Genomic DNA, 22433 nt, shown 5'->3' on the forward strand with positions numbered 1-22433 from the left:
TCCTATGCAGATTATTGCCCAGCACGGTGAAATTTTTATCATTCTGGCCTGTTTGTTTGGCTTTTTTATGGCTTGGGGCGTTGGTGCGAACGATGTTGCCAATGCGATGGGAACCTCGGTGGGGTCAAAAGCGATCACCATCAAGCAAGCCATTATTATTGCGGTTATCTTTGAATTTTTAGGTGCTTGGCTGGCGGGTGGTGAAGTGACTAACACCATTCGTAAAGGCATTATCGACCCAGAATTGCTCCAGGAAGATCCACAGTTACTAGTGTACGGTATGTTATCAGCGTTGCTAGCAGCGGGTACTTGGTTACTGGCAGCATCGATGAAAGGCTGGCCGGTTTCCACAACGCATTCAATTGTAGGTGCCATTGTGGGCTTTGCCGTAGCGGGATTGGGTGCCTCTACGGTTGATTGGGGCGCTGTTGGCACCATTGCAGCAAGCTGGGTCGTTTCTCCTCTTTTAGCGGGCACTATCGGCTTTGTGCTGTTCAAATCAGTGCACCACCTGATTTTTGAAAATGATAATCCCTTCACAGCTGCCAAACGCTATGTACCGGGCTACGTATTTTTGGTTGGTTTTATTGTGGCGATGGTCACGCTAACCAAAGGACTGTCTCACGTTGGGCTGGACCTGACCTTTAGTCAAAGCCTGCTGCTGTCTATCTTGTTAGGACTTGTGATCATGGCTGTAGGCCTAGTGATGCAGCGTCGTATCAAGTTTGAGAAAAATGCCAACGATCACTTTGGATACGCCAACGTTGAGCGGGTCTTCGGCGTATTAATGATCTTTACTGCGTGTGCCATGGCGTTTGCTCACGGCTCTAACGACGTTGCGAACGCGGTTGGCCCGCTAGCGGCGGTCATTAGCGTGGTGCAAACTGGCGGCCAAATTGAAGGCTCTGCGCTAGTGCCCTGGTGGGTATTGGTACTGGGCGGTGGTGGTATCGTGGTGGGCCTAGTCACTTACGGCCACAAAGTCATTGCCACCGTGGGAACCGGTATTACTGAACTCACTCCCAGCCGTGGCTTTGCCGCCACGCTGGCAGCCGCGACCACAGTGGTATTAGCTTCAGGCACGGGTTTGCCGATTTCAACCACCCACACATTGGTGGGGGCGATATTAGGCGTAGGCCTTGCCCGGGGTATGGCGGCGCTTAACCTGCGTGTCATTGGTACCATTGCCATGTCCTGGCTGATTACGCTACCTGCCGGGGCTGGTTTGGCTATTCTGTTCTTCTTTATGTTCAAAGGCATGTTTGGTTAACAGGTAGGGATAACCCCGCCCAATACGTGGCTGGTTGGCCAAACGCACAGCGGCATCTTCTTTTACACAAGAAGGTGCCGCTGTTTTTTATGCTCTGTTAAAGTAAACGCTGATACTTTCATTCACCTGCTGCCGGAGAGCGGCCCTTGGACACACGCTTCCCTTTTGTTGATTGGTTTCGTAATGCTTCGCCCTACATTAATGCGCACCGGGGACGAACCTTTGTCATCTTAATTGAGGGCGAAGCCATGGCGTCTGGCCGAGGAGAGCAGCTGATTCAAGATTTAGCGCTGCTACACACCCTGGGGGTGCGGCTAGTTGTGGTGTTTGGTATTCGCCCACAAGTGCATGACGCATTGACGGCTGCCGGTGTCGAGCCAACACGGGTGGATGGCCGATGGGTAGCTGACCGAGCGGTGATGGCTCACGTGGAACAGGTAGCCGCACGCCAGCGCTTATGGCTAGAAGCTCGTCTTTCCCTGGGGCTGCCTAGCACGCCACTACACGGTGTAGAGCTTAGCGTGATTTCCGGCAACTTAGTGACCGCTAAGCCATTAGGGGTGCGTGAAGGCATTGATTTTGATCACAGTGGTGAAGTACGCCGAGTGCGCTCGAGCGCTATTGAAGGGCTTTTGGAAAAAGGCTCGCTAGTGCTGCTGCCGCCGCTGGGTTTCTCCAGCACAGGCGAAGTGTTTGATTTAGATGCCTCGGAAGTGGCGCAACAGGCTGCCGTCGCGCTGAAAGCGGATAAGCTGATTCTATTAGGCGAGTCGGAAGGGCTTGAAGACGAGCATGGTGCGCTATTGCGCCAGCTTTCTCCGGCAGAGGCCGAACCGCGCCTGCAGCAAGCGTTGCCGGGCAGTGAGTTGGCACGCCACTTGAACGCCGCTTGCATCGCCGCTAGAGAAGGAGTGGCGCGCACTCACCTGCTGTCCTGGCGTAACCACGATGCACTGCTAGGTGAACTGTTTACCCGTGACGGCGTTGGCACGATGATCACCCAGCACCGCTATGAGCAACTGCGCCCAGCCACGTTGAACGACGTTGCTGGCTTGCTAGAGCTGTTGGAGCCGCTGGAGCGACGTGGCATGTTGGTGGCTCGTTCGCGAGAACGACTAGAGCACGAAATCGACGACTACATGGTGATAGAACGTGACGGCATGGTGATTGGCTGTGCCGCGTTGCATGTTTTTCCCGGCACCACGGTGGGGGAGATGGCCTGTGTCGCGGTGCATGGCAACTATCGCGGCGGTGAGCGTGGTGAGCGCCTAGTGGAAGCGTTAGAGCGTCGCGCCCGACAGCGTGGGCTTTGCGAAATATTTGTGTTAACTACCCACACGGCCCATTGGTTTGTCGAACACGGCTTCCGTGCTGCCAGCCTAGATGACCTACCGCCGCTAAAACGCGAAGCTTACAACCCCGCCCGAAAATCCAAGGTGTTGGTGAAAAATCTAGCCTAAAAACGCTTACTTAAAGAGAAAGTTCTAGACGAGCCGGGTGTCTTTGCGACACCCGGTTTCGCATGCGTGTAAAAAATAAATGCAAATATTTGGTCATTTTAAGTATATGTGCAATTATATTTGCAGATGGGCTTGTGGTTAAAACCAGCAAAGCCAATTCAAGCCCATCTAAGCCAAATCAATAACAACACCGTTATCTACACGCTACGTCACTCACGCATAACCAATAACATCGACGTCACGAGGATTTCTCCATGAAAACACTAACCACGTTAATGGCTGCTACTGCGTTTTCTCTCACGGCAGCGACTGCCGCCGCGGACAAGCTAGTGGTTGCCACCGATACTGCCTTTGTGCCCTTTGAGTTTGCTCAAGACGGTGAATATGTCGGTTTTGATATCGATATGTGGACAATGATTGCCGAAGAGCTTGAGCTGGAGTTCGAACTAAGGCCAATGGATTTCAATGGCATTATTCCTGGCCTGCAGACTGGCCAGTTAGATGTTGCCCTAGCGGGGATTACTATCCGTGAAGACCGTGCTGAGGTGATTGATTTTTCAGATGGCTACTACGAAAGCGGCTTCCGCATTATGGTGCCAATTGATAGTGATATCGAAAGTGCTGAAGACTTAGCAGGCAAAATGCTGGCCGTTCGCACCGGCACCTCTGCTGCTGACTATGCACGGGAAAACTTCACCGACACCGAGCTACGCCAGTTCCCCAATATCGACAATGCTTACCTGGAATTACGCACCGGCCGCGTTGATGCCGCAATGCATGATACGCCCAATGTTCTCTACTACATTGCCACCGCTGGTGACGGCCAGGTAAAAGCTGTCGGTGAGCAGATGATGGCGCACGAGTATGGCATTGCGTTTCCCAAGGGGAGCGAGCTGGTCGAGCCAGTTAACCAAGCATTAGCGGCGATGCGGGAAGATGGCCGCTACGACGAAATTTACGCGAAGTGGTTCGGCGAAGCGCCCAGCAAATAATCTCCTGAAGTTTTATTTACTAGCGGAGGGCTTCCTCCGCTGACGTTGCATTGTCAGGAGAGTCTAGATGAATATCGATTGGTCGATTGTTATAGGATTTTTGCCTGCGTTGCTTAATGGCGCAAAAATCACGCTGTATATCACCGTAACGGGGTTGATCGGTGGTATTACGCTGGGGGCTGTTATTGGCCTGATGCGCGCCTACGGCGGCTATATCCTCAATACACTGGCGTTTATCTACGTCGAAATTATTCGAGGCACGCCGATTGTTGTACAGGTGATGTTTCTGTATTTCGCCTTGCCGGTGCTGGTGGATATCCGTATTGACCCGATGACGACAGCAATCCTTGCGATTGTCATTAATGCTGGGGCGTACGTTGCTGAGATTGTGCGTGGCGCAGTGCTATCAATTTCAAAAGGATTAACCGAGGCAGGACGCGCCATTGGTTTGCCGCGCTGGAAAGTGGTGGTCTATATCGTTGGACCGCTCGCCTTTCGCCGCTTGATTCCACCGCTGGGTAACCAGTGCATTGTCAGCCTGAAAGATACCTCCTTGTTTATTGTGATTGGTGTCGGCGAACTGACGCGCACCGGCCAAGAAATCATGGCGGCTAACTTCCGCGCAGTCGAGATATGGACGGCGGTCGCCGTGTTATACCTGATTATGACCGGCACGTTGTCGCTACTGCTGCGTATCATTGAGAAGCGGATGAGGATCTTATGAGCGCCATCATAGAGTTCAAGAATGTGTCCAAGCACTTTGGCCCGCTTAAGGTACTTGATAAGGTGGATTTGGATATCAATCGTGGCGAAGTGGTCGTGCTAATAGGACCATCCGGTTCTGGAAAATCCACCTTGCTGCGCTGTATTAACGGGTTGGAAATGATCACCTCGGGGGATCTTCTCGTTGACGACATGAGCGTTAAGGGAGGCAACAAAACGCTGCGCGAAATTCGCCAGGAAGCGGGCATGGTCTTCCAGCAGTTCAACCTATTTCCACAAATGACAGCGCTGGAAAACGTGGCCTTTGGCCAACGCCATGTGCGCAAAATGGGACGTAAGGCGGCTGATAATAGTGCCCAGGAACTATTGGAAAAAGTCGGCCTGGGGGATAAATCGAAACACTATCCTCATGAGCTTTCTGGTGGGCAGCAGCAGCGGGTCGCTATTGCTCGAGCGTTGGCGATCAAGCCCAAAGTAATGCTGTTTGATGAACCTACCTCCGCGCTTGACCCTGAACTCAAGCAGGAAGTACTGAATGTTATGCAAAAACTGGCAGAAGAACAGATGACCATGGTGGTGGTGACCCATGAGATGTCCTTCGCCAAACAGGTTGGCACGCGCTTGATTTTTATGGAGCACGGTAAAATTGCGGTTGATGCCAACCCTGTCGATGTCATTGATAACCCGCCTAATGACCGGATGAAGGATTTTCTGCGCCATGTCTAAACAAATGAGCTCTATTGGCTGGCAGATTATCAATGGACAGCCACGTGACATTGGCGTTGCTCTTGGGCGCGCAGGGCGTGATGCGGTGCATCGCTTTTTGCTGCCAAGCGCTATCTGGGCTGAAATTAACGACCCGATTTACCGGAACGCTGTTGCTATCATGGCAGCCAATACGCAGCGTGATTTTCCTCAAGTGTGGGAAGAGCTAGAGGGACTTGCGGAAGGTCTTAACCTGCCCATTGAAGCGGTATTCGCCTGGAACTGCCGGGGTGACCTGTTGGCCCATGCACCGGACGGCTGCACGACCTTGGCGATCCCCGGAGAAACGCCGCTGGTGGCGCATAATGAGGATGGTCTGCCATTCTTCCGTGGCCACTGTTTTATGGCTGAAGTGACATCAGCGATGGGCGAGGGGTTTACCGCTTTCTGCTATCCCGGTTCGATACCGGGCCACACGCTGGCGTTTACCCGCCAGGGCTGGGTGCAGGCGGTCAATAATTTGCGCTTGCTCAATGTGACGCCTAAGGTGCCAAGAATGGTGTTAGGACGGGCGGCTTTAAGCCAGCCCAATGTGGCCGGCGTCGTTGCACTACTGCAGCATTATAATGAGTGCGGCGGCTTTCATTTTTCGCTTGCCGAATGTGGGCAGCGAGAGGTGATGAGTATCGAGTTTGGTGGTGGGGAGGCTGCCCAGCTAGCACTCAATGCCCCCAGCGTGCATGCTAATCATGCGCTGTATCACCCCAGTGGTGTGGCATCTCAATGGATTACTGACTCCTCACGAGACCGACAGCAGCGTGGAGATCAGCTGCTAGCGGAAGGAGAGACTGCGCCGTTGGCCATTTTGCATGATCAACAAACCAGTGGCCTGCCCATTCTGCGACTCAGTGCTGACGACCCTGATCACGAGAATACTCTGGTCACGGCGGTCATGCGTCTTGAAGTGGATGGTGTAGCATGGCAACTTTATGATCGCCCTGGAGCGCCACCCGCTTATGACGGAAAACTCTTCTTCGCAAGTTGACTCTTCGCTCTCTAAACACTTGATAGCTGAGCGCCAGCCCCCGGAAACCGTTGATGGTCTGCGTGAACTGGCGCTTAGCATTGCTCGGGGCGAGAGCGAGCTACGTCTTGGCCCCAAGTCGCGGGAAGTGCTGGCACGCCTGCTCGATCTTCAGGGGGATCAGGTGCTGCTGTCTATTTCTTCGGCAGCTCGTCGGTTAGAGGTCAACCCATCGAGTATCTCTCGCTTGGCACGCTCTCTCGGCTATGCCCGTTTCAGCGATCTACAAAGAGTTCTGTTGAGCGCGAACTTTACCTCTTCTGCCTCTTTTTACCGCGACCATGCTGCCAGCGCGTTGGCAGCAGACAAGCGCAGTTTGCATGTCCAGGCGGAGCAGTTATGCGCTGAAAATAAGCACAATATCGACCGCTTTCTGCAAGGGGTGAAGCATGATGATATTGAAACGTTCGCCCAAACGGTGATCAACGCGCCCAGGGTTCGGTTGTACGGAGTACGTCAGTTTCATGCGCTATGCAGTTTCTCTGCTTACGGGCTAGGCATGCTGCGCCCTGATGTAGCGTTGCTTAGCGACGCCACTAACGGGGTCGCGGAAGGGCTGGCGTCGTTATCCGAAGGTGACGTGCTGATTGCCGCCAGTTGCCAGCCCTATACGCGCCAAGTGGTGGATGTGTGCCGGATGGCGCAGGCTCATGGCATTCAAACCTTGGCCGTAACCGACTACGCCAGCTCCGCATTGGTCGAGTATGCCCAGGTATCTATTCTGGTGCCCCATGAAAGCAGCTTTATTTCCAACAGCATGGTGGCCTATTTTGCCGCCATGGAGTGCCTAATTAATGCTTGTGCCACCCTGGCAGGAGATGACGCAGGTAAGGCAATTTCGCGGCGAGATCGCTTTATCACTGAGCTGGATATTGAGATGCGCTAAGCGCTACTGCTTGTAGCGCCGTTTTACCTCTACGTTTAGCCGACCTTCACCCAGCCGTAGCGAGAGCTTCTGGCCTGGCGCGGTGTCCTCTGCCCGGCGGATAACCTGACCTTTTTCATCCTGGGCAATGGCATAGCCACGGCCCAACACCGCAAGCGGGCTGATGGCATTTAGTTCACGGGCGGCGCTACTCAAGCGTGCCTGACGCACTTCCAGCGCCCGCTGCATAGCGCTGGCTAAACGGCGCTGCAGCTGACTAACACGCTCTTGCTCTGCGCGGTGCAGCCGCGCCATGTCCTGGCTGGCTAAGCGTTTGCTTAATTGGGTGACCCGCGCTTGCTGTTGCTGAACTGTTTGCTGCATGGCGCGCTGTAGCCGTTGGCAAAGGGCGGTAACGTGCTGGCGTTGACGCTCAAGCTGCTCGCCTGGGTGGCGAAGGCGGGCGCGCAGGGTATCCAGCCGCTGGCTATCGCGCTCTAAGCGTGCCTGCATGGCACGCTGTAAGCGGTTTTCTGCCTGAATTAATTGCTGCTTAAGCGCATGTTGGTCCGGCACTAAACGCTCGGCCGCTGCTGACGGGGTAGGGGCACGCATATCGGCGGCGAAATCCGCCAGGGTGACATCCACTTCGTGACCCACCGCCGACATCACCGGTAAGCGGGAGTGAAAAATCGCCCGTGCCAGATGCTCATTATTAAACGCCCACAGGTCTTCTAAGCTACCGCCGCCGCGGGTGATCAGCACCACATCCTGGTCAGGGTCTAAGCGCGCCTGTCGGTTCAGTAACCCCAGCGCCGAAATCATCGCAGGGGCGGCCTCGGCGCCTTGTACAGGCACTGGAATCAGCGTGACATCTGCCAGTGGCCAGCGCGCCGCCAGTACCGCTAGCACATCACGAATCGCTGCGCCGCTGGCGGAACTCAATATCAAAATTTTGCGGGGAGGAAAGGGCAGGGGGCGCGTATTGGCAAACACGCCTTCGCCTTCCAACTGCGCTTTTAAGCGCTCAAACGCCGCCAGCAACTCCCCTAAGCCCGCCGCCTGTACGGCGTCAGCAATCAACTGATAGTCGCCGCGCGGTTCGAACAGCGAGACCCGGCCGCGCAGCTTAACCTGATCGCCATCGCGCATCGGTGCTGCCACAAAACGCGCCCGCTGGCGAAACAGCGCACAGCGAATTTGCGCACGCTCATCCTTCAAGGTGAAGTAAATATGCCCAGACGCCGGGCGGGAAACATTGGAAAGCTCGCCCTCTACCCACACTTCACCCACATCGCGCTCAAGGGTCTGTTTGGCGCGCTGATTCAACTGACTAACAGAAAGCGCTTGTGGTGTATCGGGCATAGAGCAACCTTAAAAAGAGAATGAGCGAGCGGGCGACTTACGTAAGAATCCTAACTTATTAGCCATTGGTCTGGATTGAAAACCTTCTTCACATTGCTGGAAAGGCCCTCAAAACGCTATAATAGGGGATTAACTTTCCACGCCCCACTTCCTCTTCTATCAGGGTGTTGCCGCTATGCTACGTATGGCCCAAGAAGCACTTACGTTCGATGACGTACTCCTCGTTCCCGGCTTCTCCGATATTCTGCCCAAGGATGTCAGCCTCAAAACCCGCCTGACCCGCAATATTTCACTCAATATCCCGCTGCTTTCCGCTGCAATGGATACCGTTACCGAAGCGCGTCTAGCAATTGCGATGGCTCAGGAAGGCGGCATTGGCATTATCCATAAGAGCATGACCATGAGTCAGCAAGCCGCTGAAGTGCGTAAGGTTAAAAAGCACGAAAGCGTGATTGTCAAAGATCCAGTCACCGTTAGCCCTAAGGCGAAACTGGATGACCTGCTGGCGATGGCACGTGAGAACGGCTTTTCTGGCTTCCCCGTCGTAGAAGGCGAAACCCTGGTAGGTATTGTGACCGAGCGTGATATGCGCTTCCAGCCCAACCACGGCGACAGCGTAGCGGACATCATGACCCCCCGCGAGCGGTTGGTTACCGTCAAGGAAGGCACCGACCTTGAAACCAGCAAAGCCAAAATGCGCGAACACCGCATTGAGAAAATGCTGATTGTGGATGACGAATTTCATCTGCGCGGTTTGGTAACTTTCCAAGATATCGAAAAAGCCCGCACTTACCCGATGGCTGCCAAAGATAGCGACGGCCGCTTGTTGGTAGGTGCCGCCGTAGGTACTGGCCCGGAAACGCCGGATCGCGTTGCTGTCCTGGCCGAAGCCGGTGTCGATGTGATCATTGTTGATACTGCCCACGGTCACTCTAAAGGCGTTATCGACCGCGTGCGCTGGATCAAAGAGAACTTCCCCAACATTCAAGTGATTGGCGGCAATATTGCCACCGGCGCTGCCGCTAAAGCGCTGGCGGAAGCGGGCGCAGACGCCGTTAAAGTGGGTATTGGCCCTGGCTCTATCTGCACCACACGTATTGTGGCAGGCGTGGGCGTTCCGCAAATCACCGCGGTGTCTAACGTGGCGGAAGCGCTGAAAGAGTTTGATATTCCGCTGATCGCCGACGGCGGCATTCGTTTCTCGGGTGACTTAGCCAAAGCGATCGCCGCTGGCGCCAGCGCCGTGATGGTCGGTGGCCTGCTGGCCGGTACCGAAGAAGCCCCGGGTGAAGTTGAGCTTTACCAAGGCCGTACCTACAAAGCCTACCGCGGCATGGGCTCCATGGGTGCCATGTCTCAGAGCCAGGGCAGCGCCGACCGCTACTTCCAAGACAAGAGCGAAGGTGCCGAGAAGCTGGTGCCGGAAGGCATTGAAGGCCGCGTACCCTATAAAGGCATGATGGGCGCTATCGTTCACCAGCTGATGGGTGGCCTGCGCGCCTCCATGGGTTACACCGGTTGCCGTAGTATTGAAGAAATGCGCACCAAGCCGGAATTTGTACAAATTACCAGCGCTGGCTTTAACGAATCCCACGTTCACAACGTGCAGATCACCAAAGAAGCTCCCAACTACCGGGTGAGCTAACCAGCACGTTTAGTTAAATGGCGCGGCGGGCATTGCCCCGCCGCTTGCTTTTTGGCCTTAACAGCGGCACCCACACCGCTTAACCGAGACCCCGCCATGAGTGACATTCACGCCCATAAGATCCTGATTCTCGACTTCGGCTCCCAGTACACCCAACTGATCGCCCGCCGTGTGCGTGAGATCGGTGTGTTCTCCGAAATCCGCGCCTTCGACATCACCGAAGAAGAAATTCGCGAATACAACCCGAACGGCATCATCCTGGCTGGTGGCCCGGAATCGGTGACCGAGTTGGATTCCCCGCGAGCACCGGCGTGCGTGTTCGAAATGGGCCTGCCGGTGTTTGGTATCTGCTACGGCATGCAGACCATGGCCGAGCAGCTTGGCGGCAAAGTGGAAGGCTCTAACCAGCGCGAATTTGGCTACGCCCAGATTCAAATCGACGGCGACACCCCGCTGTTCAAAGACATCAAAGACCACATCGATACCGACAGCGGCAAAGGCCTGCTAGACGTATGGATGAGCCACGGCGACAAAGTCTCCCAGGTGCCTGACACCTTCACTGTGACCGCTTCCACGCCGAGCTGCCCGATTGCCGCCATGGCCTGGGAAGAGAAGCAGTTCTACGGTGTACAGTTTCACCCGGAAGTGACCCACACCCTGCAAGGCCAGCGCATTCTTGAGCACTTCGTGCTGGATATTTGCGGCGCTGAAAAACTCTGGACGCCCGCGCAAATTATCGAAGACCAAGTACAGCGCGTCCGCGAGCAAGTGGGCGACCGCCATGTACTGCTTGGTCTTTCCGGTGGTGTCGACTCCTCGGTTGTAGCAGCGCTGCTGCACAAAGCCATTGGCGACCAGCTGACCTGCGTATTCGTCGATAACGGCCTGCTGCGCAAAAACGAAGGCGACCAAGTGATGGAAACCTTCGCCAAGCACATGGGCGTGAAGGTGATCCGTGTCGACGCCGAAGAGCTATTCCTGGGCAAGCTGAAGGGCGAGAAAGATCCGGAAGCCAAGCGCAAGATTATCGGCAACACCTTTATCGACGTATTCGATGAAGAAGCCAGCAAAATTGAAGGCGTCGACTTCCTGGCCCAGGGCACCATCTACCCGGACGTGATCGAATCTGCCGCCTCTAAAACCGGCAAAGCGCACGTGATCAAATCCCACCACAACGTTGGTGGCCTGCCGGAAACCATGAAGCTCAAGCTGGTCGAGCCGCTGCGCGAACTGTTTAAAGACGAAGTGCGCAAACTCGGCCTCGAACTCGGCCTGCCTTACGATATGGTCTACCGCCACCCGTTCCCTGGCCCCGGCCTGGGCGTGCGCATTCTGGGTGAAGTAAAGAAAGAGTACGCCGACATCCTACGCGATGCCGACGCTATCTACATCGAAGAACTGCGCGCCGCCGGTTGGTACGAAAAAACCAGCCAAGCCTTCGCCGTGTTCCTGCCGGTGAAATCGGTAGGCGTCGTCGGCGACGGCCGCCGCTACGAATGGGTCATCGCGCTACGCGCGGTCGAAACCATCGACTTCATGACCGCCCGCTGGGCGCACCTGCCCTACGAGCTGCTGGAGAAGGTTTCCAACCGGATTATCAATGAGTTGGAAGGTGTTTCTCGGGTTACCTACGATGTGAGCAGCAAGCCGCCTGCTACTATTGAGTGGGAGTGAGTGGTTACTCGCGTACCGTTATAAAAGAACCCGCCGATAGGCGGGTTTTTATTGATTGAATGCTTCCCAGCAGATGTCCTGTGGCTTGTTCAAGGCACGTTGATCAAAAGATTTTATCCTGAGGTATAGTCGTGGCGATCTTTGATATCGAAAAAGATGAGTTACTCCGGTTATCCGATATTCAACTCGAAGAACTAATTGCCCGTCTCGCCGAGGCAGAAGTTGCAGCGAATGGCCATAGCCCCGCGTGGGTAAGCTGGTCAGGTTCAATTAATGCTGCTGACGAAGGAATTGATATCCACGTTAAGGTTCCTGCAAATGCTCTGAAAACAGGTTTTCTTGAAAAGCCTAATACAATTCTTCAGGCCAAGAAACACAGAATGCCGAGGGGCTCAATCACTAAGGAAATGGTCAACAGAGGCCAGCTTTCACCGACGATTTCCAAACAGGCTTCGAAGGGTGGCGGCTATATCATCGTTAGCCTGAAGGATGATTGTTCCCCTCCTAGGAAGGCCGAGCGTATCAGCGCAATGATGGATGCTGTTAAAGATGATCCCAATAGTAGAAATATTCACCTGGATTTCTACGACCGCTCTAAGCTGGTTCAGTGGGTGCGTCAGCATCCTTCAGTTATGCTGTGGGTCAAAGGCAAGCTTGGGCAAGGGTACTCCGGTTGGCAGCCATACGGGGCTTGGAGCAACCCACCGAAAGACGAGGACGATACGTTAATTTCGGCCCCAGGCGTTACTGTCACACTACCATCAGGTCAAGGCCAAAAGCTGGCAATAGAGTATGCCATTGAACCAATACGCGACCTTATAAGGTCTACTAAGAAGGCAGTTCGCATTACAGGGTTATCCGGGGTTGGAAAGACCAGGATCGTGCAGGCTCTCTTTGAGGAAACAGTTGGCACAAATGCTCTCGATCGAACCGTAGCAGTGTATGTAGATACAGGGGCTGACCCTGATCCTTCGGCAGCAGCAATGCTAGATAGGCTTATCGCTGAAGGCCGACGTGCCATCATTATTCTAGATAACTGCCCTTCAGAGCTTCACTCTGCGTTAGCCAGCAAAGTATCAGCGGCGGGCAATAAGGTAAGCCTTATCACCGTTGAGTACGACATCAAAGAGAGTAAGCCCCAGACAACTGAGGTAATCCACATTGAAGCAGTTGGGCCAGAAGTGGCTGAGCAGCTTCTGATCCGTCGTTTCCCCCGTATCGGTCAAAATAACGCCCGTCGGATCGCAGAGTTTGCCGATGGTAATGCAAGGGTGTCTTTGGTAATTGCCGAGAGAGTCGAGGAAGGTGAGAGCTTGGCACTGCTTTCTGATGACGATTTGTTTAATCGCTTGTTTGAACAGCGAAAACGTCCGGACGACGATTTGCGGCAACAGGCTGAAGCCTTGTCTCTTGTATATTCCTTTTCGGTCTCAAACATGGAGAGTGGTAATAGCGAACTGGAAGTACTGGGCTCGATATTCGGATATTCCCATACCCAGCTGTTTCGATCCGTCAAGAAGCTGATGGACCGCCATATTATGCAGAAGAGGGCCCATTGGCGAGCCATCTTGCCCCATGCCATTGCGAACAAATTGGCTGCGTCAGCGCTCGATAGTATTCCGGTTGACCAACTCAAGGCGACCTTTGAAAGCACTGGGAATCCACGCTTGTTAATGTCGTTTGCACACAGGCTGGGGCTTCTGCATGATCATCCCGTCGCGAAAGAGATAGTTGAAGCTTGGCTCCAGCCTGATGGGCTGCTAGGTCGCATATCAACTTTGGAAGATACGGCAGCACGAATGCTGAACTATGTTGCCCCGGTAGCGCCTGAAGCCTTACTCGATAGAATCGAAACAGAGCTTACCTTGTCTGATTTTGAGGGCATGGGATCGCCTTACAATACACGCCGAAGGACAATTCTTAATCTTTTACAGTCGTTGGCATACGAAAAAAGCGCCTTTGAACGTTGTGCCAGACTCTTAATTCGTGTAGCGGATCTTGAAGACGAGAGCAATAACTATGATGCGGTTCGAAATAAGATCACAAGTTTTTTCCAGGCATATCTATCTGGCACGCATGCTTCTCTAGATCAGCGCATAGCTATCATGGATGAATGCCTTTCATCAGGCGTGGCTGAGCGCAGGTCGCTAGGCTTCAGAATGCTTTCGACTGCTTTGAATGGGCCACCATGGACAGGGGTCGGGGCGACTGAGTTTGGTGCTCGCCCAAGAGATTTTGGATTTCAACCTAACCACGATGAACTTGTTGAGTGGCGTAGTGCCTTTGTCGATGTTGCAGTGCGATTGGGAACCTCCGGCAATTCTGTTCTTGAAGATCCCGCACGTCCGATCCTAGCGAACGCGTTTCGAGGGATATGGCGCCAAAAAGCCATGAGGGAAAAACTCATTGATGCAGCTCGCAGGCTACATGCTCACCAAGCTTGGAGCGAAGGTTGGAAAGCCGTACGTTCAACGATCTATTTCGATTACATCAGACGCAAAGATGAAGATGGCTCCAAGCCGCTACCGGTCAACCTGGCCGCGCTGGATAAGGAGTTGGAACCCCATGACTTGATCCCGAAAATCATGGCCAATGTGCTGAGCGCGGGGCACGATTGTTGGGCGCTAGACGATTTTAATCATGACGACACCAACAAGTATCGTCACGCTGAAGAACGATTGGCAGCCAAGGCTCTTCGATTGGGTGAGGACTTTGCAGCATCAAACCATGAGCTCAACGAGTTGGGTTCTAACCTGTTCTCCAACAATAGGATGTCTTACCGAGCCGCATTCGGAAGAGGGTTAGCAAAGGGGGCACATAATCTGCGAGTTGGTTGGAGGCAACTAGTCGCTCAACTGGAGCAGCAGCCCGAAGCCAGCAGGGATTTTGCGGTTTTTGGCGGTTTCATCGAAGAAGCTGACTCTGTCGAGCCAGAACTGGCACAGGAGCTACTCGATCAATGCGCACAGCATCCTGAACTTCGAAACGTATTGGTTGGATTACATCCCCGGCGTGAGTTCACAAAAGCCGACTTAGATCGCTGCATGGCGCTTCTGGATGATCCTGACACTTGCCTGGGGATGTATGGGCAGATCCTGTGGCGGGACGATTATGCGAGCTTGCCTAGAAATCGTATTATCGATCTTGCCTGGAAGCTCTTGAGTAAACCGAACGGTGATGACGTGGTTTTGGATGCTCTAAGTGTGCGGCTGCATGGCAAAAATTGCGCAGTGGATACGCTTGGTTCCGATCTTCGACTGGTCGGCCTAAAAGCAGCGATCCAGAGGCTACAAAGAGGCCGCAGTGATCCTGGAGAGATAGGGGCACATCACATGGAGTGCGTTATTGGTGCCACGCTCAGTTTTGAAGGTAACGAGGCCGAAAAGATAGAGTGGCTAGACACGATCTTTGCTGTTGTAGATGAGCACTATGGACATATTTATGCATTTGAAAATGCCATCGAAACGACTGCTGAATTGATGCCTTGTGCGTTTCTCAACCGCGTTTTTGAGGGTACTGAAGAAGAGCAAGATCGACGGTTGTTCTTTATTCGTCATGGGGGCCTGTTGAGTTCTCCCCTCGCCAAAGTTGATGTGGGAATTTTGATTGAGTGGTGTCGTTCCAGAAATGATAACGGCGTATGGGAGGCTGTCGCAGCGGGTATCAATCTCTGGTCAGGGAACGAAGATCAGAGGGTGGTTGCGATGTCAGCGTCAGCAATCAAGCTGTTGGAAGCCTCTCCTGAGCCAGAAGAAGTTTTGGAGGTGTTCGCCGAGCGCATTATACTTTCATCTTGGTCTGGGAGCAGAGCGAACATGGTGCAATCTAGAGCGGATGCCATTGCCGAATTAGCTGAACACAAGAACGTACCGATCGCTAAGGCTTCTAAATCGGTGTCTGCAAAACTGGTTGAGTGGGTCGAGCGCGAGAAAGTGCGTGAACAGCAGGAAGATGAGAAGCGCGAGCAGCGGTTTGAATGAATCCAGCTCTGCCCGGGCTTCTGCAGATTCAATTTCAAAAATGCTGCAGCTTGGATGTATTTCAGCAGCGGAAGATTTCGTTGCAGCATCGGCTGGCTCCTAAGTCGTCGACAAGTGCTGAGCGTATAGTTTACTCCTCTGACTAAGTTAGGGCACTGCAGCGCTCACCTACTACCTTGCGGCCAACACTATGTTGTTCTTCGAGAGGCAAGACTTGGATTTGCCTTACTACCGGAGGTTTCCCAACGGCTTCAGCCTGATAGGCTGGGGCATCGTGCTTGCAGCCGTCGTGGCCTCTTTCGTCGTGCTCATCGTCGCCCAGCCATTGTTCCACAGCGGCTTCGGCGGTTTCATCCCTCCGTTGTTGTTCGTCCTCATTCCTTTGGTTGCGGTCGCCGCAGTCGGCGGCGCCAAGGCGCCGTTTGCCCTGTTCCGGCCGCTTGGTCTTAGAGATATCGGGCTCATCGTACTGTTCTTCTTGCTGAACGTGATCGTGACGATCGTCGTCGGCACCCTGATCAACAGCGTGTTCCACACCGCGGCGAATCCGGCGGGGGACATGTTGACGACGGCATCTGGGCTAGACAAGGTCCTGTTCTTTGGCTGGAGTGCTGTTCAGCTGTTGGGCGAAGAAATCTTTACCGTCCTGATTTTTCTCGGTAGCCTCGCGCTGCTGCATCGAGCCATGCCGCGTAAATCCGCTTTATGTCTCGCTGTGCTGGTTGCGTCGATCATCTTCGGGCTGGTTCACTTGCCGACGTATCAGGGGAACATGGCGCAGGCTGTTGCGCTCATTCCGATCCGAATCGTCCTGCTGTTGCCTTACCTTATCACCCGTAATATCTGGGCCTCGACCGGCACCCATATTCTAAACGACTGGACGACGTTTGGTATGGTTGTCTACGCCGGGATGCAGGCGGACTGAACCCCATCAAGAAAAGGAAAACCGATGAATATGCGATCCCTCTCGATCCTCACCTGTCTGGCGCTGGTGCCCGCTATAGGACTGGCGCAAGAGGGGCCCTCCTTCGATTGCGCGCAGGCCGAAAGTTCTGCGGAAAAACTGATCTGCGAAGATACCGAGCTGGCCGCGCTGGATCGGCGTCTGGCCGACCGGTTCGCCGCCGCTGTCACTGCGGCGCAGAGCTTGGACGTGGGAGCCGATGAAACCACCGATACCCTGCGTGCCATGCAGCGCGGTTGGATCTCGGGCCGGGACGAGTGCTGGAAGGAGCCTGACCTCAGGGCTTGCGTCAAGAGCGAGTATTTACAGCGCGAGGCCGAGCTGGTGGCTGAACTGATGCTTGAGCCGCCGTCACAAACTCTCGAACTGGTCTGCGGCCAGCGGGCCCTAACTGTGGATACCTTCGCAACCGAGTTTTCCGGTATCCGAGTCGAAGAAGGCGACAGCGTTTACATCGGGGCACAATTCGCTGCTGATACCCCCGGTACTTACTATCTGCGTAGCGCCGGAGGGCTGGTAATGGGCGATGGGGCACCGCGCGTCAGCGATGTCTACGGCAAGGAAACGACCTGCGAGATTCGCTGATCGGCCTCGCGTCAAACACTTGAGGGTTTCAAGAGGCCGTCTGATGACGGCCGATTTGGTTTGGTCTAAGGAGAACGCTCAGTTCATGCCTTAGAACACGGCAGATTTGAACATTGGTATTAAACCTGTTGGGGGTTAAGCGGTTTTCGCCCCCAGTGCAGGTCCAGGGCATCGCGTAACACTGTGAGCTTCGCCGAGCGCTGGCGTGATGGCGGATACAGCAAATGAAACGGATACGCTTGCGGGCGGAAGTCTGCTAAGACTTCTTTGAGTTCACCCCGTGCCAATTGAGTGCTCACCACGCAGCGCAGTACTTGTACTATGCCTAAGCCTTGAAGGGCGGCGTCAACCAATGGATCGCCATGGTCAAAGCACACGTTGCCAGTTAAATGTTGATACTCAGTACTTTTTCCGTCAATGCGAAAGCGCCATGGAAAGGCGTTCGTCTGACCACGAGGTTTTACATGCAAGCAGTTAAACTGACAAAGTTCATCCGGATGCGAGGGGACACCTTGTTTGGCGAAGTATGTGGGTGAGGCAATGGTCACCCAATCGGCATCTTGTAACGCAAAAGCGACTAAACGATCATCGTCGATGGCGCCAAATCGTAGCGTGGCATCGTATCCTTCATCAAAAAGCTGCACTTTCTGATCGGTAAGCGACAGTTCAATATCTAGCGCGGGGTATTGTTCCGTGAGGCTTCTTATTATGGGCAGCATCAGCGACTGTCCCAATGCCGAAGGCGCGCTCACTTTTAAGCAACCAGCAGGGATTGCTTGATTGTGCTTGAGCTCGCTATGCGCTTCTTCAAATCCATAAACAAGTGGCTGAATTCGCGTCATAAACAGCTGCCCATCCTCCGTTACCCGGATTTTCCGAGTGCTGCGATGAATGAGCTTAGCGCCTACCTGAGACTCCAATCGAGTGATCGCTTTAGAAATGCCCGGCTGAGTCAAACCCAAAATATGTGCAGCTTGAGTAAAACTACCCAGCTCGACCACTTTGACAAAACAACGTGCGGCGTTTAAATCCAGATTCATAACTTGAGTTATTAATTTTCTAATTTTCGTTTATTTATCTCACCTTAGTTCATAAGTGATACTGGGACAATCGTTTTATTCCATGAGTGATAACTATGAAAGCTCGACTTCCCAGCAGCATTTATTTACTGAGCGTTGGTATCTTTTTAATGGTCTGTTGTGAGCTGCAAGTTCTTGGCATGACCCAACAATTAACCCGTGACTTGGGTATTTCCGTGGCAAAAGTGGGCTACTTGGTCTCTGGCTTTGCGGCGGCCATGGCGATTGGCGGCCCCGTGCTTACTTTAATCTTCAATAGGTTGCCGCCCAAAACGTTTGTGATTCGCCTGTACTGCGTGTTTGTACTAGGTGAAATCTTAGGAGCGCTCACGCACCAATATTGGCTGTTGATGTTATCGCGCTTGATCACCGGCGCTGTTGCCGGTGCGTTCTTTGGTGTTGCGATCAGCATGTGCCAGCAGTTGGTCGACAAATCTCGTCAACTAGATGCTGTCGCTTTGGTTTTGTCCGGCATTATGTTGGGAACCATCATTGGCTTGCCAGTGGCAAAAGTAATGTCAGAAGCGTTTACCTGGTCGGTGAGCTTCTACCTGTTGGCATTGCTCGCATTGTTTTGTGCTCTGTTAACCGCGCTAAGGTTGCCCAACATTCAACCCGAGGCATCGCTGGCGGTTAGGAGTGAAATTCTCGCACTGAAAAATGCCAAATTAGTTTGGCTGTACGCGACCAGCTTTTTTGTAATCAGTGCCGCATATGCGCCTTTTAGCTACATAGTGCCCATGTTGTCTGAGAATGCTTCATTGTCACAGCATGCGATCACATTACTGCTGCTGGCATATGGTGTTGCTATGCTGGTCGGGAATCAAATCGTCGCCAAGCTTGCCGTTCACCACGCAAAAACGGTGCTCATTTCTGGCCTGTTTTTGGTTGGAGGTGCTCTTACAGTGTTTTATCTGTTTGGCCACAATTCTTATATTGCGGGTGCGGCGACTTTAGTCATTGGTCTGTGTGGTGTCAGTTTAAATCCAGCGCTGGTCGCTCGTATTATGCAGCTTCCTCAAGGCCAGAGGACGTTTACCCATACCGTCCACTCTTCTGTGATTACCCTGGGGATTATGTTTGGTAGCTTTATCGCTGCATTAGGGTTGGACTTTGGGTTTTCTCTGATCTCGCCATTGCTCGTAGGCCTAGGCTTTGCGTTGATCGCGATGCTGATCGTGCTGCTTACCCCGCCGTTATTGGCGACGAGCATGGCAGGCCACAATCCATCGGCAATCGAGTGGAAGTGATCGCGCCCGCTTAGGGGACACTTGGCGAGCCTCTTTCAGGCCGCTCGGAATACCGAGTGGCCTTTTGTGTGTTGTGGGTATGAGAATTGGGAGCAGCATGTGTCGGGTAAGGAGTTTGGGACACGGGGAGTTGCCTTCACCAGCATCAACGAGGGCTTACCCAGCCGCTATGTGCTTTACTATCTGCACCTGTTATTCACGGAGGAAGCATCCATGGCTATAGGCGGCTTGATAGGGTTGCTGGATGACATTGCTGCATTGGCGAAGTTGACCGCAGCATCACTGGACGATGTGAGTGCCGCCGCTGGGCGTGCGACGGCGAAGGCGGCCGGGGTGGTGGTCGATGACACGGCGGTGACGCCGCAATATTTGCAGGGGGTAACCGCGGAGCGGGAACTGGCGATTGTGAAGCAGATCGCGCTGGGGTCGATCCGCAATAAGCTGATTTTTATCCTGCCGGTGGCGTTGTTGCTGAATTACTTTTTGCCCGCGCTCTTGCCGATCATCCTGATGGTGGGGGGTACCTATCTGGCCTTTGAGGGCGCGGAAAAGGTCTGGCATAAGCTATCCGGTCAGCATGACGACGACAAACCAGCGGTAGAGAAGGGGCCGGAAGCCGAGAAAAAGATCGTCAGTGGTGCCGTTCGCACCGACCTGATTCTGTCTGCTGAAATCATGGTAATCGCGCTTGCTACTGTCTCCCATCAGGGGTTCTGGTCACAGATGGCGAGCCTGGTGGTGGTGGCGTTTGTTATCACGCTGCTGGTATACGGCGTGGTGGCGCTGTTGGTCAAGATGGATGATATCGGCCTGAAACTTGCTCAGCGGAGTAATTCGGCAATTCAGGCCCTGGGCCGCAGTTTGGTGACTGCGATGCCTAAGGTGCTAGCGACCATCTCGGTGGTGGGTACCGTCGCCATGCTTTGGGTAGGTGGGCATATTCTGATGGCCAATTTGGGGGTCGATGGCACGGGTTGGTTCAACGCACCCTATGCGTGGGTACATCATGTCGAGCATGGTATTGCCGAGGCAACCGGTGCCTTGGGTGGCTTGCTGGGCTGGAGTTTCAATACGCTGTGTTCTGCGGTGATTGGCTTGTTGGTGGGCTCGCTGGTGGTGGGTGTGCTGCACCTTATGCCGACTAAGAAAGCACACGCCGCGAAGTAAGTATCAGGTATCTAAATGCCCGCCATCATGATCGGCACGCTCGAAGTGAGGAAGCTAGTGACAGTGATGCTGGGCGAGCTAACGACTCAGGCCATTCATTTTGGAACGAATGGCCTGAAAAGATAAGCAGTGCTTCAGCGAGAATTACCGCAAACCTGCATTGGCGTTAGGGCTGATTGAGTCAACCTACCTCTGCTGTTTATATCGCGCTAGTCCTATAAGCATAGCGAGTGTCATCGCTGCCATGCCGCCGGTATAGGCGATAAGTGGCCAAGCGCTGCTTCCATCAAGTGCTATCACTGCCCCTGTGCCTATCACACCGACGATAAGGCTCTGCATGCAGAAGTGCAGGGCAACGGCAGTGCCTGCCATCTCGCTGAATTCATGAAGCGCACCGTTGGCTGTCACCGATGTTGTGAACACGATACCGACCGCAACCAGCCACATGGGTAACACGAAAGACCCGATGCTGGGTGTCAGGAAGATCTCGCCCACCCCAAGCAAGCCTGCACTAAAAAGCAGCATTAGCATGCCACGAGTCACACAGCCGGAAATTCCCCAGTGTGCCACGAAGCGCTTGGCGAATCGCGTTGTGGCAATCATCACGACAGCTACCGTGGCAAAGGCAACGCTAAAACCCATTTCGGATAAGCCAGCTCCTTCGATGAGTACCCGAGGCGCAGTAGAGAAAAACACAAAAAACGAGCCCATCGCCGTGCCAAAAGCTAGCGTATAAACCCAGAAGTAAGGGCTTCTAAGCACTACGCTAAAATCGGCTCTGCTGGAGTGTTCTCTGCTTTGTCGTGTCTCATGCCATTTTGGTAATACGAAGGGGAGCGCTATGAGTGCAGAGAAACAAAGGGCAAGAAATATGCCTTCCCAGCCGAAATAACGCGCAATTAAGGCTCCTGCAATCGGCCCAAACGCGGGAACGAACGCCAACATCGCGTTCATTAAGCTGTAGATGACCGCACTCTCGGGGGTATCCGCATAAACGTCGCGCACCGTTGCGAAAACGGCCACCAGCATCGCGGCTGCCCCAGCAGCCTGTACTAATCGTAGTAACACGAAAAGCCAAGCTGACGTAGTCATCGCGAGTGCCAATGAAGTTACCGCGAATACGAAGACCCCGCTAATCAGAATCGGGCGCCGACCCAAGCGGTCTGAAAGCGGCCCGAAAATAATCTGACCGACACCAAGCATAATCATGTACAGAGTAAGCGTTAGCTGAACTATCTCGGGTGTTGTGCCGAGAATCGCTGGCATAGCGGGCACAATCGGTAGGTAAATATCCATGCCGAGCGACGCTAAAATATTAAAAGGAGCCAGTAAAACCAGCGCTACCGGAAGGCTGTAAGTCCACAGCCGGGGATGTTTAATAGGCACGATAAAGTCTCCGCGCAAATAAGATGATTTGGCGGCGGCCTACATGCAAGGAAGTGGTTTAAGCAGGCGGCCGCAACAACGAAAAAAAGTTGTTGCGGCTTAGCGATCTGTCTTTTTTGAATCCATATATCGGTGCTTCATGATTGGCTTAACGACATTAACAGCTTAACAGGAATAAGCAGCGCAGGGCTATTTCATCCTTGAGCCGAATAAAAAGCCTATTCGGCTCAATTTGTGAT

General features: G+C 53.6%; 17 protein-coding genes. 14 read left to right on the forward strand and 3 right to left on the reverse strand.

Going from position 1 to position 22433, the window contains the following annotated elements; all coding sequences use genetic code 11:
- Positions 1-4: 4 nt before the first annotated feature.
- The 7 genes from HVE01_RS12770 to HVE01_RS12800 all read left to right on the forward strand — a co-directional run bounded on the left by HVE01_RS12770 (position 5) and on the right by HVE01_RS12800 (position 7120).
- Positions 5-1270 carry an inorganic phosphate transporter gene (locus tag HVE01_RS12770; RefSeq protein WP_125745837.1) on the forward strand — a complete coding sequence of 422 codons (1266 nt, stop codon included), beginning with the start codon at positions 5-7 and terminating at the stop codon, positions 1268-1270.
- Positions 1271-1416: 146 nt separating this feature from the next.
- The gene (argA, locus tag HVE01_RS12775) at positions 1417-2730 is read left to right on the forward strand and encodes an amino-acid N-acetyltransferase (RefSeq protein WP_146944544.1); all 1314 of its coding nucleotides are present in this window, start codon (positions 1417-1419) and stop codon (positions 2728-2730) included.
- Positions 2731-2984: 254 nt separating this feature from the next.
- A complete protein-coding gene (glnH, locus tag HVE01_RS12780; RefSeq protein WP_125745841.1) occupies positions 2985-3722 on the forward strand; it encodes a glutamine ABC transporter substrate-binding protein GlnH in 738 nt (245 codons plus the stop codon).
- Positions 3723-3789: 67 nt separating this feature from the next.
- On the forward strand, positions 3790-4446 hold the full coding sequence (gene glnP / locus HVE01_RS12785) for a glutamine ABC transporter permease GlnP (protein ID WP_125745843.1): 657 nt from the start codon (positions 3790-3792) through the stop codon (positions 4444-4446).
- A complete protein-coding gene (gene glnQ / locus HVE01_RS12790) occupies positions 4443-5171 on the forward strand; it encodes a glutamine ABC transporter ATP-binding protein GlnQ (protein WP_125745845.1) in 729 nt (242 codons plus the stop codon). The genes glnP and glnQ overlap by 4 nt, the downstream gene beginning before the upstream one ends.
- On the forward strand, positions 5164-6195 hold the full coding sequence (locus HVE01_RS12795) for a C45 family autoproteolytic acyltransferase/hydrolase (RefSeq protein WP_125745847.1): 1032 nt from the start codon (positions 5164-5166) through the stop codon (positions 6193-6195). The genes glnQ and HVE01_RS12795 overlap by 8 nt, the downstream gene beginning before the upstream one ends.
- Positions 6167-7120: a MurR/RpiR family transcriptional regulator gene (locus HVE01_RS12800; RefSeq protein ID WP_125745849.1), complete on the forward strand. Its 954-nt coding sequence runs from the start codon at positions 6167-6169 to the stop codon at positions 7118-7120. The genes HVE01_RS12795 and HVE01_RS12800 overlap by 29 nt, the downstream gene beginning before the upstream one ends.
- 3 nt (positions 7121-7123) lie before the next feature.
- Here HVE01_RS12800 and xseA read toward each other — a convergent pair whose 3' ends face one another.
- Positions 7124-8464: an exodeoxyribonuclease VII large subunit gene (gene xseA, locus HVE01_RS12805; protein WP_146944546.1), complete on the reverse strand. Its 1341-nt coding sequence runs from the start codon at positions 8462-8464 to the stop codon at positions 7124-7126.
- A gap of 175 nt (positions 8465-8639) precedes the next feature.
- Between xseA and guaB the strand changes: the two genes are divergently transcribed.
- The 5 genes from guaB to HVE01_RS12830 all read left to right on the forward strand — a co-directional run bounded on the left by guaB (position 8640) and on the right by HVE01_RS12830 (position 17312).
- The gene (gene guaB, locus HVE01_RS12810; protein WP_146944548.1) at positions 8640-10109 is read left to right on the forward strand and encodes an IMP dehydrogenase; all 1470 of its coding nucleotides are present in this window, start codon (positions 8640-8642) and stop codon (positions 10107-10109) included.
- A gap of 96 nt (positions 10110-10205) precedes the next feature.
- Positions 10206-11783, forward strand: a complete 1578-nt coding sequence (gene guaA / locus HVE01_RS12815) for a glutamine-hydrolyzing GMP synthase (protein WP_038486523.1) — start codon at positions 10206-10208, stop codon at positions 11781-11783.
- A gap of 131 nt (positions 11784-11914) precedes the next feature.
- Positions 11915-15763 carry a P-loop NTPase family protein gene (locus tag HVE01_RS20045; RefSeq protein WP_244973779.1) on the forward strand — a complete coding sequence of 1283 codons (3849 nt, stop codon included), beginning with the start codon at positions 11915-11917 and terminating at the stop codon, positions 15761-15763.
- Between the two features lie 214 nt (positions 15764-15977).
- The gene (locus HVE01_RS12825) at positions 15978-16688 is read left to right on the forward strand and encodes a CPBP family glutamic-type intramembrane protease (protein WP_198350404.1); all 711 of its coding nucleotides are present in this window, start codon (positions 15978-15980) and stop codon (positions 16686-16688) included.
- Positions 16689-16712: 24 nt separating this feature from the next.
- Complete coding sequence (locus tag HVE01_RS12830) at positions 16713-17312, forward strand: lysozyme inhibitor LprI family protein (protein ID WP_146944553.1); 600 nt, start codon at positions 16713-16715, stop codon at positions 17310-17312.
- Positions 17313-17431: 119 nt separating this feature from the next.
- Here HVE01_RS12830 and HVE01_RS12835 read toward each other — a convergent pair whose 3' ends face one another.
- Positions 17432-18352 carry a LysR family transcriptional regulator gene (locus HVE01_RS12835; RefSeq protein WP_146944555.1) on the reverse strand — a complete coding sequence of 307 codons (921 nt, stop codon included), beginning with the start codon at positions 18350-18352 and terminating at the stop codon, positions 17432-17434.
- A 95-nt stretch (positions 18353-18447) separates the two neighbouring features.
- Between HVE01_RS12835 and HVE01_RS12840 the strand changes: the two genes are divergently transcribed.
- Positions 18448-19641, forward strand: a complete 1194-nt coding sequence (locus HVE01_RS12840) for an MFS transporter (protein ID WP_146944557.1) — start codon at positions 18448-18450, stop codon at positions 19639-19641.
- Between the two features lie 99 nt (positions 19642-19740).
- The gene (locus HVE01_RS12845) at positions 19741-20808 is read left to right on the forward strand and encodes a DUF808 domain-containing protein (RefSeq protein ID WP_244973780.1); all 1068 of its coding nucleotides are present in this window, start codon (positions 19741-19743) and stop codon (positions 20806-20808) included.
- Between the two features lie 186 nt (positions 20809-20994).
- On the opposite strand, the gene cml is transcribed toward HVE01_RS12845, so the two are convergent.
- The gene (gene cml, locus HVE01_RS12850) at positions 20995-22188 is read right to left on the reverse strand and encodes a CmlA/FloR family chloramphenicol efflux MFS transporter (protein ID WP_198350408.1); all 1194 of its coding nucleotides are present in this window, start codon (positions 22186-22188) and stop codon (positions 20995-20997) included.
- Between the last annotated feature and the right edge of the window lie 245 nt (positions 22189-22433).

It is taken from the genome of Vreelandella venusta (assembly GCF_007989605.1).
Taxonomy (GTDB): Bacteria; Pseudomonadota; Gammaproteobacteria; order Pseudomonadales; family Halomonadaceae; genus Vreelandella; species Vreelandella venusta.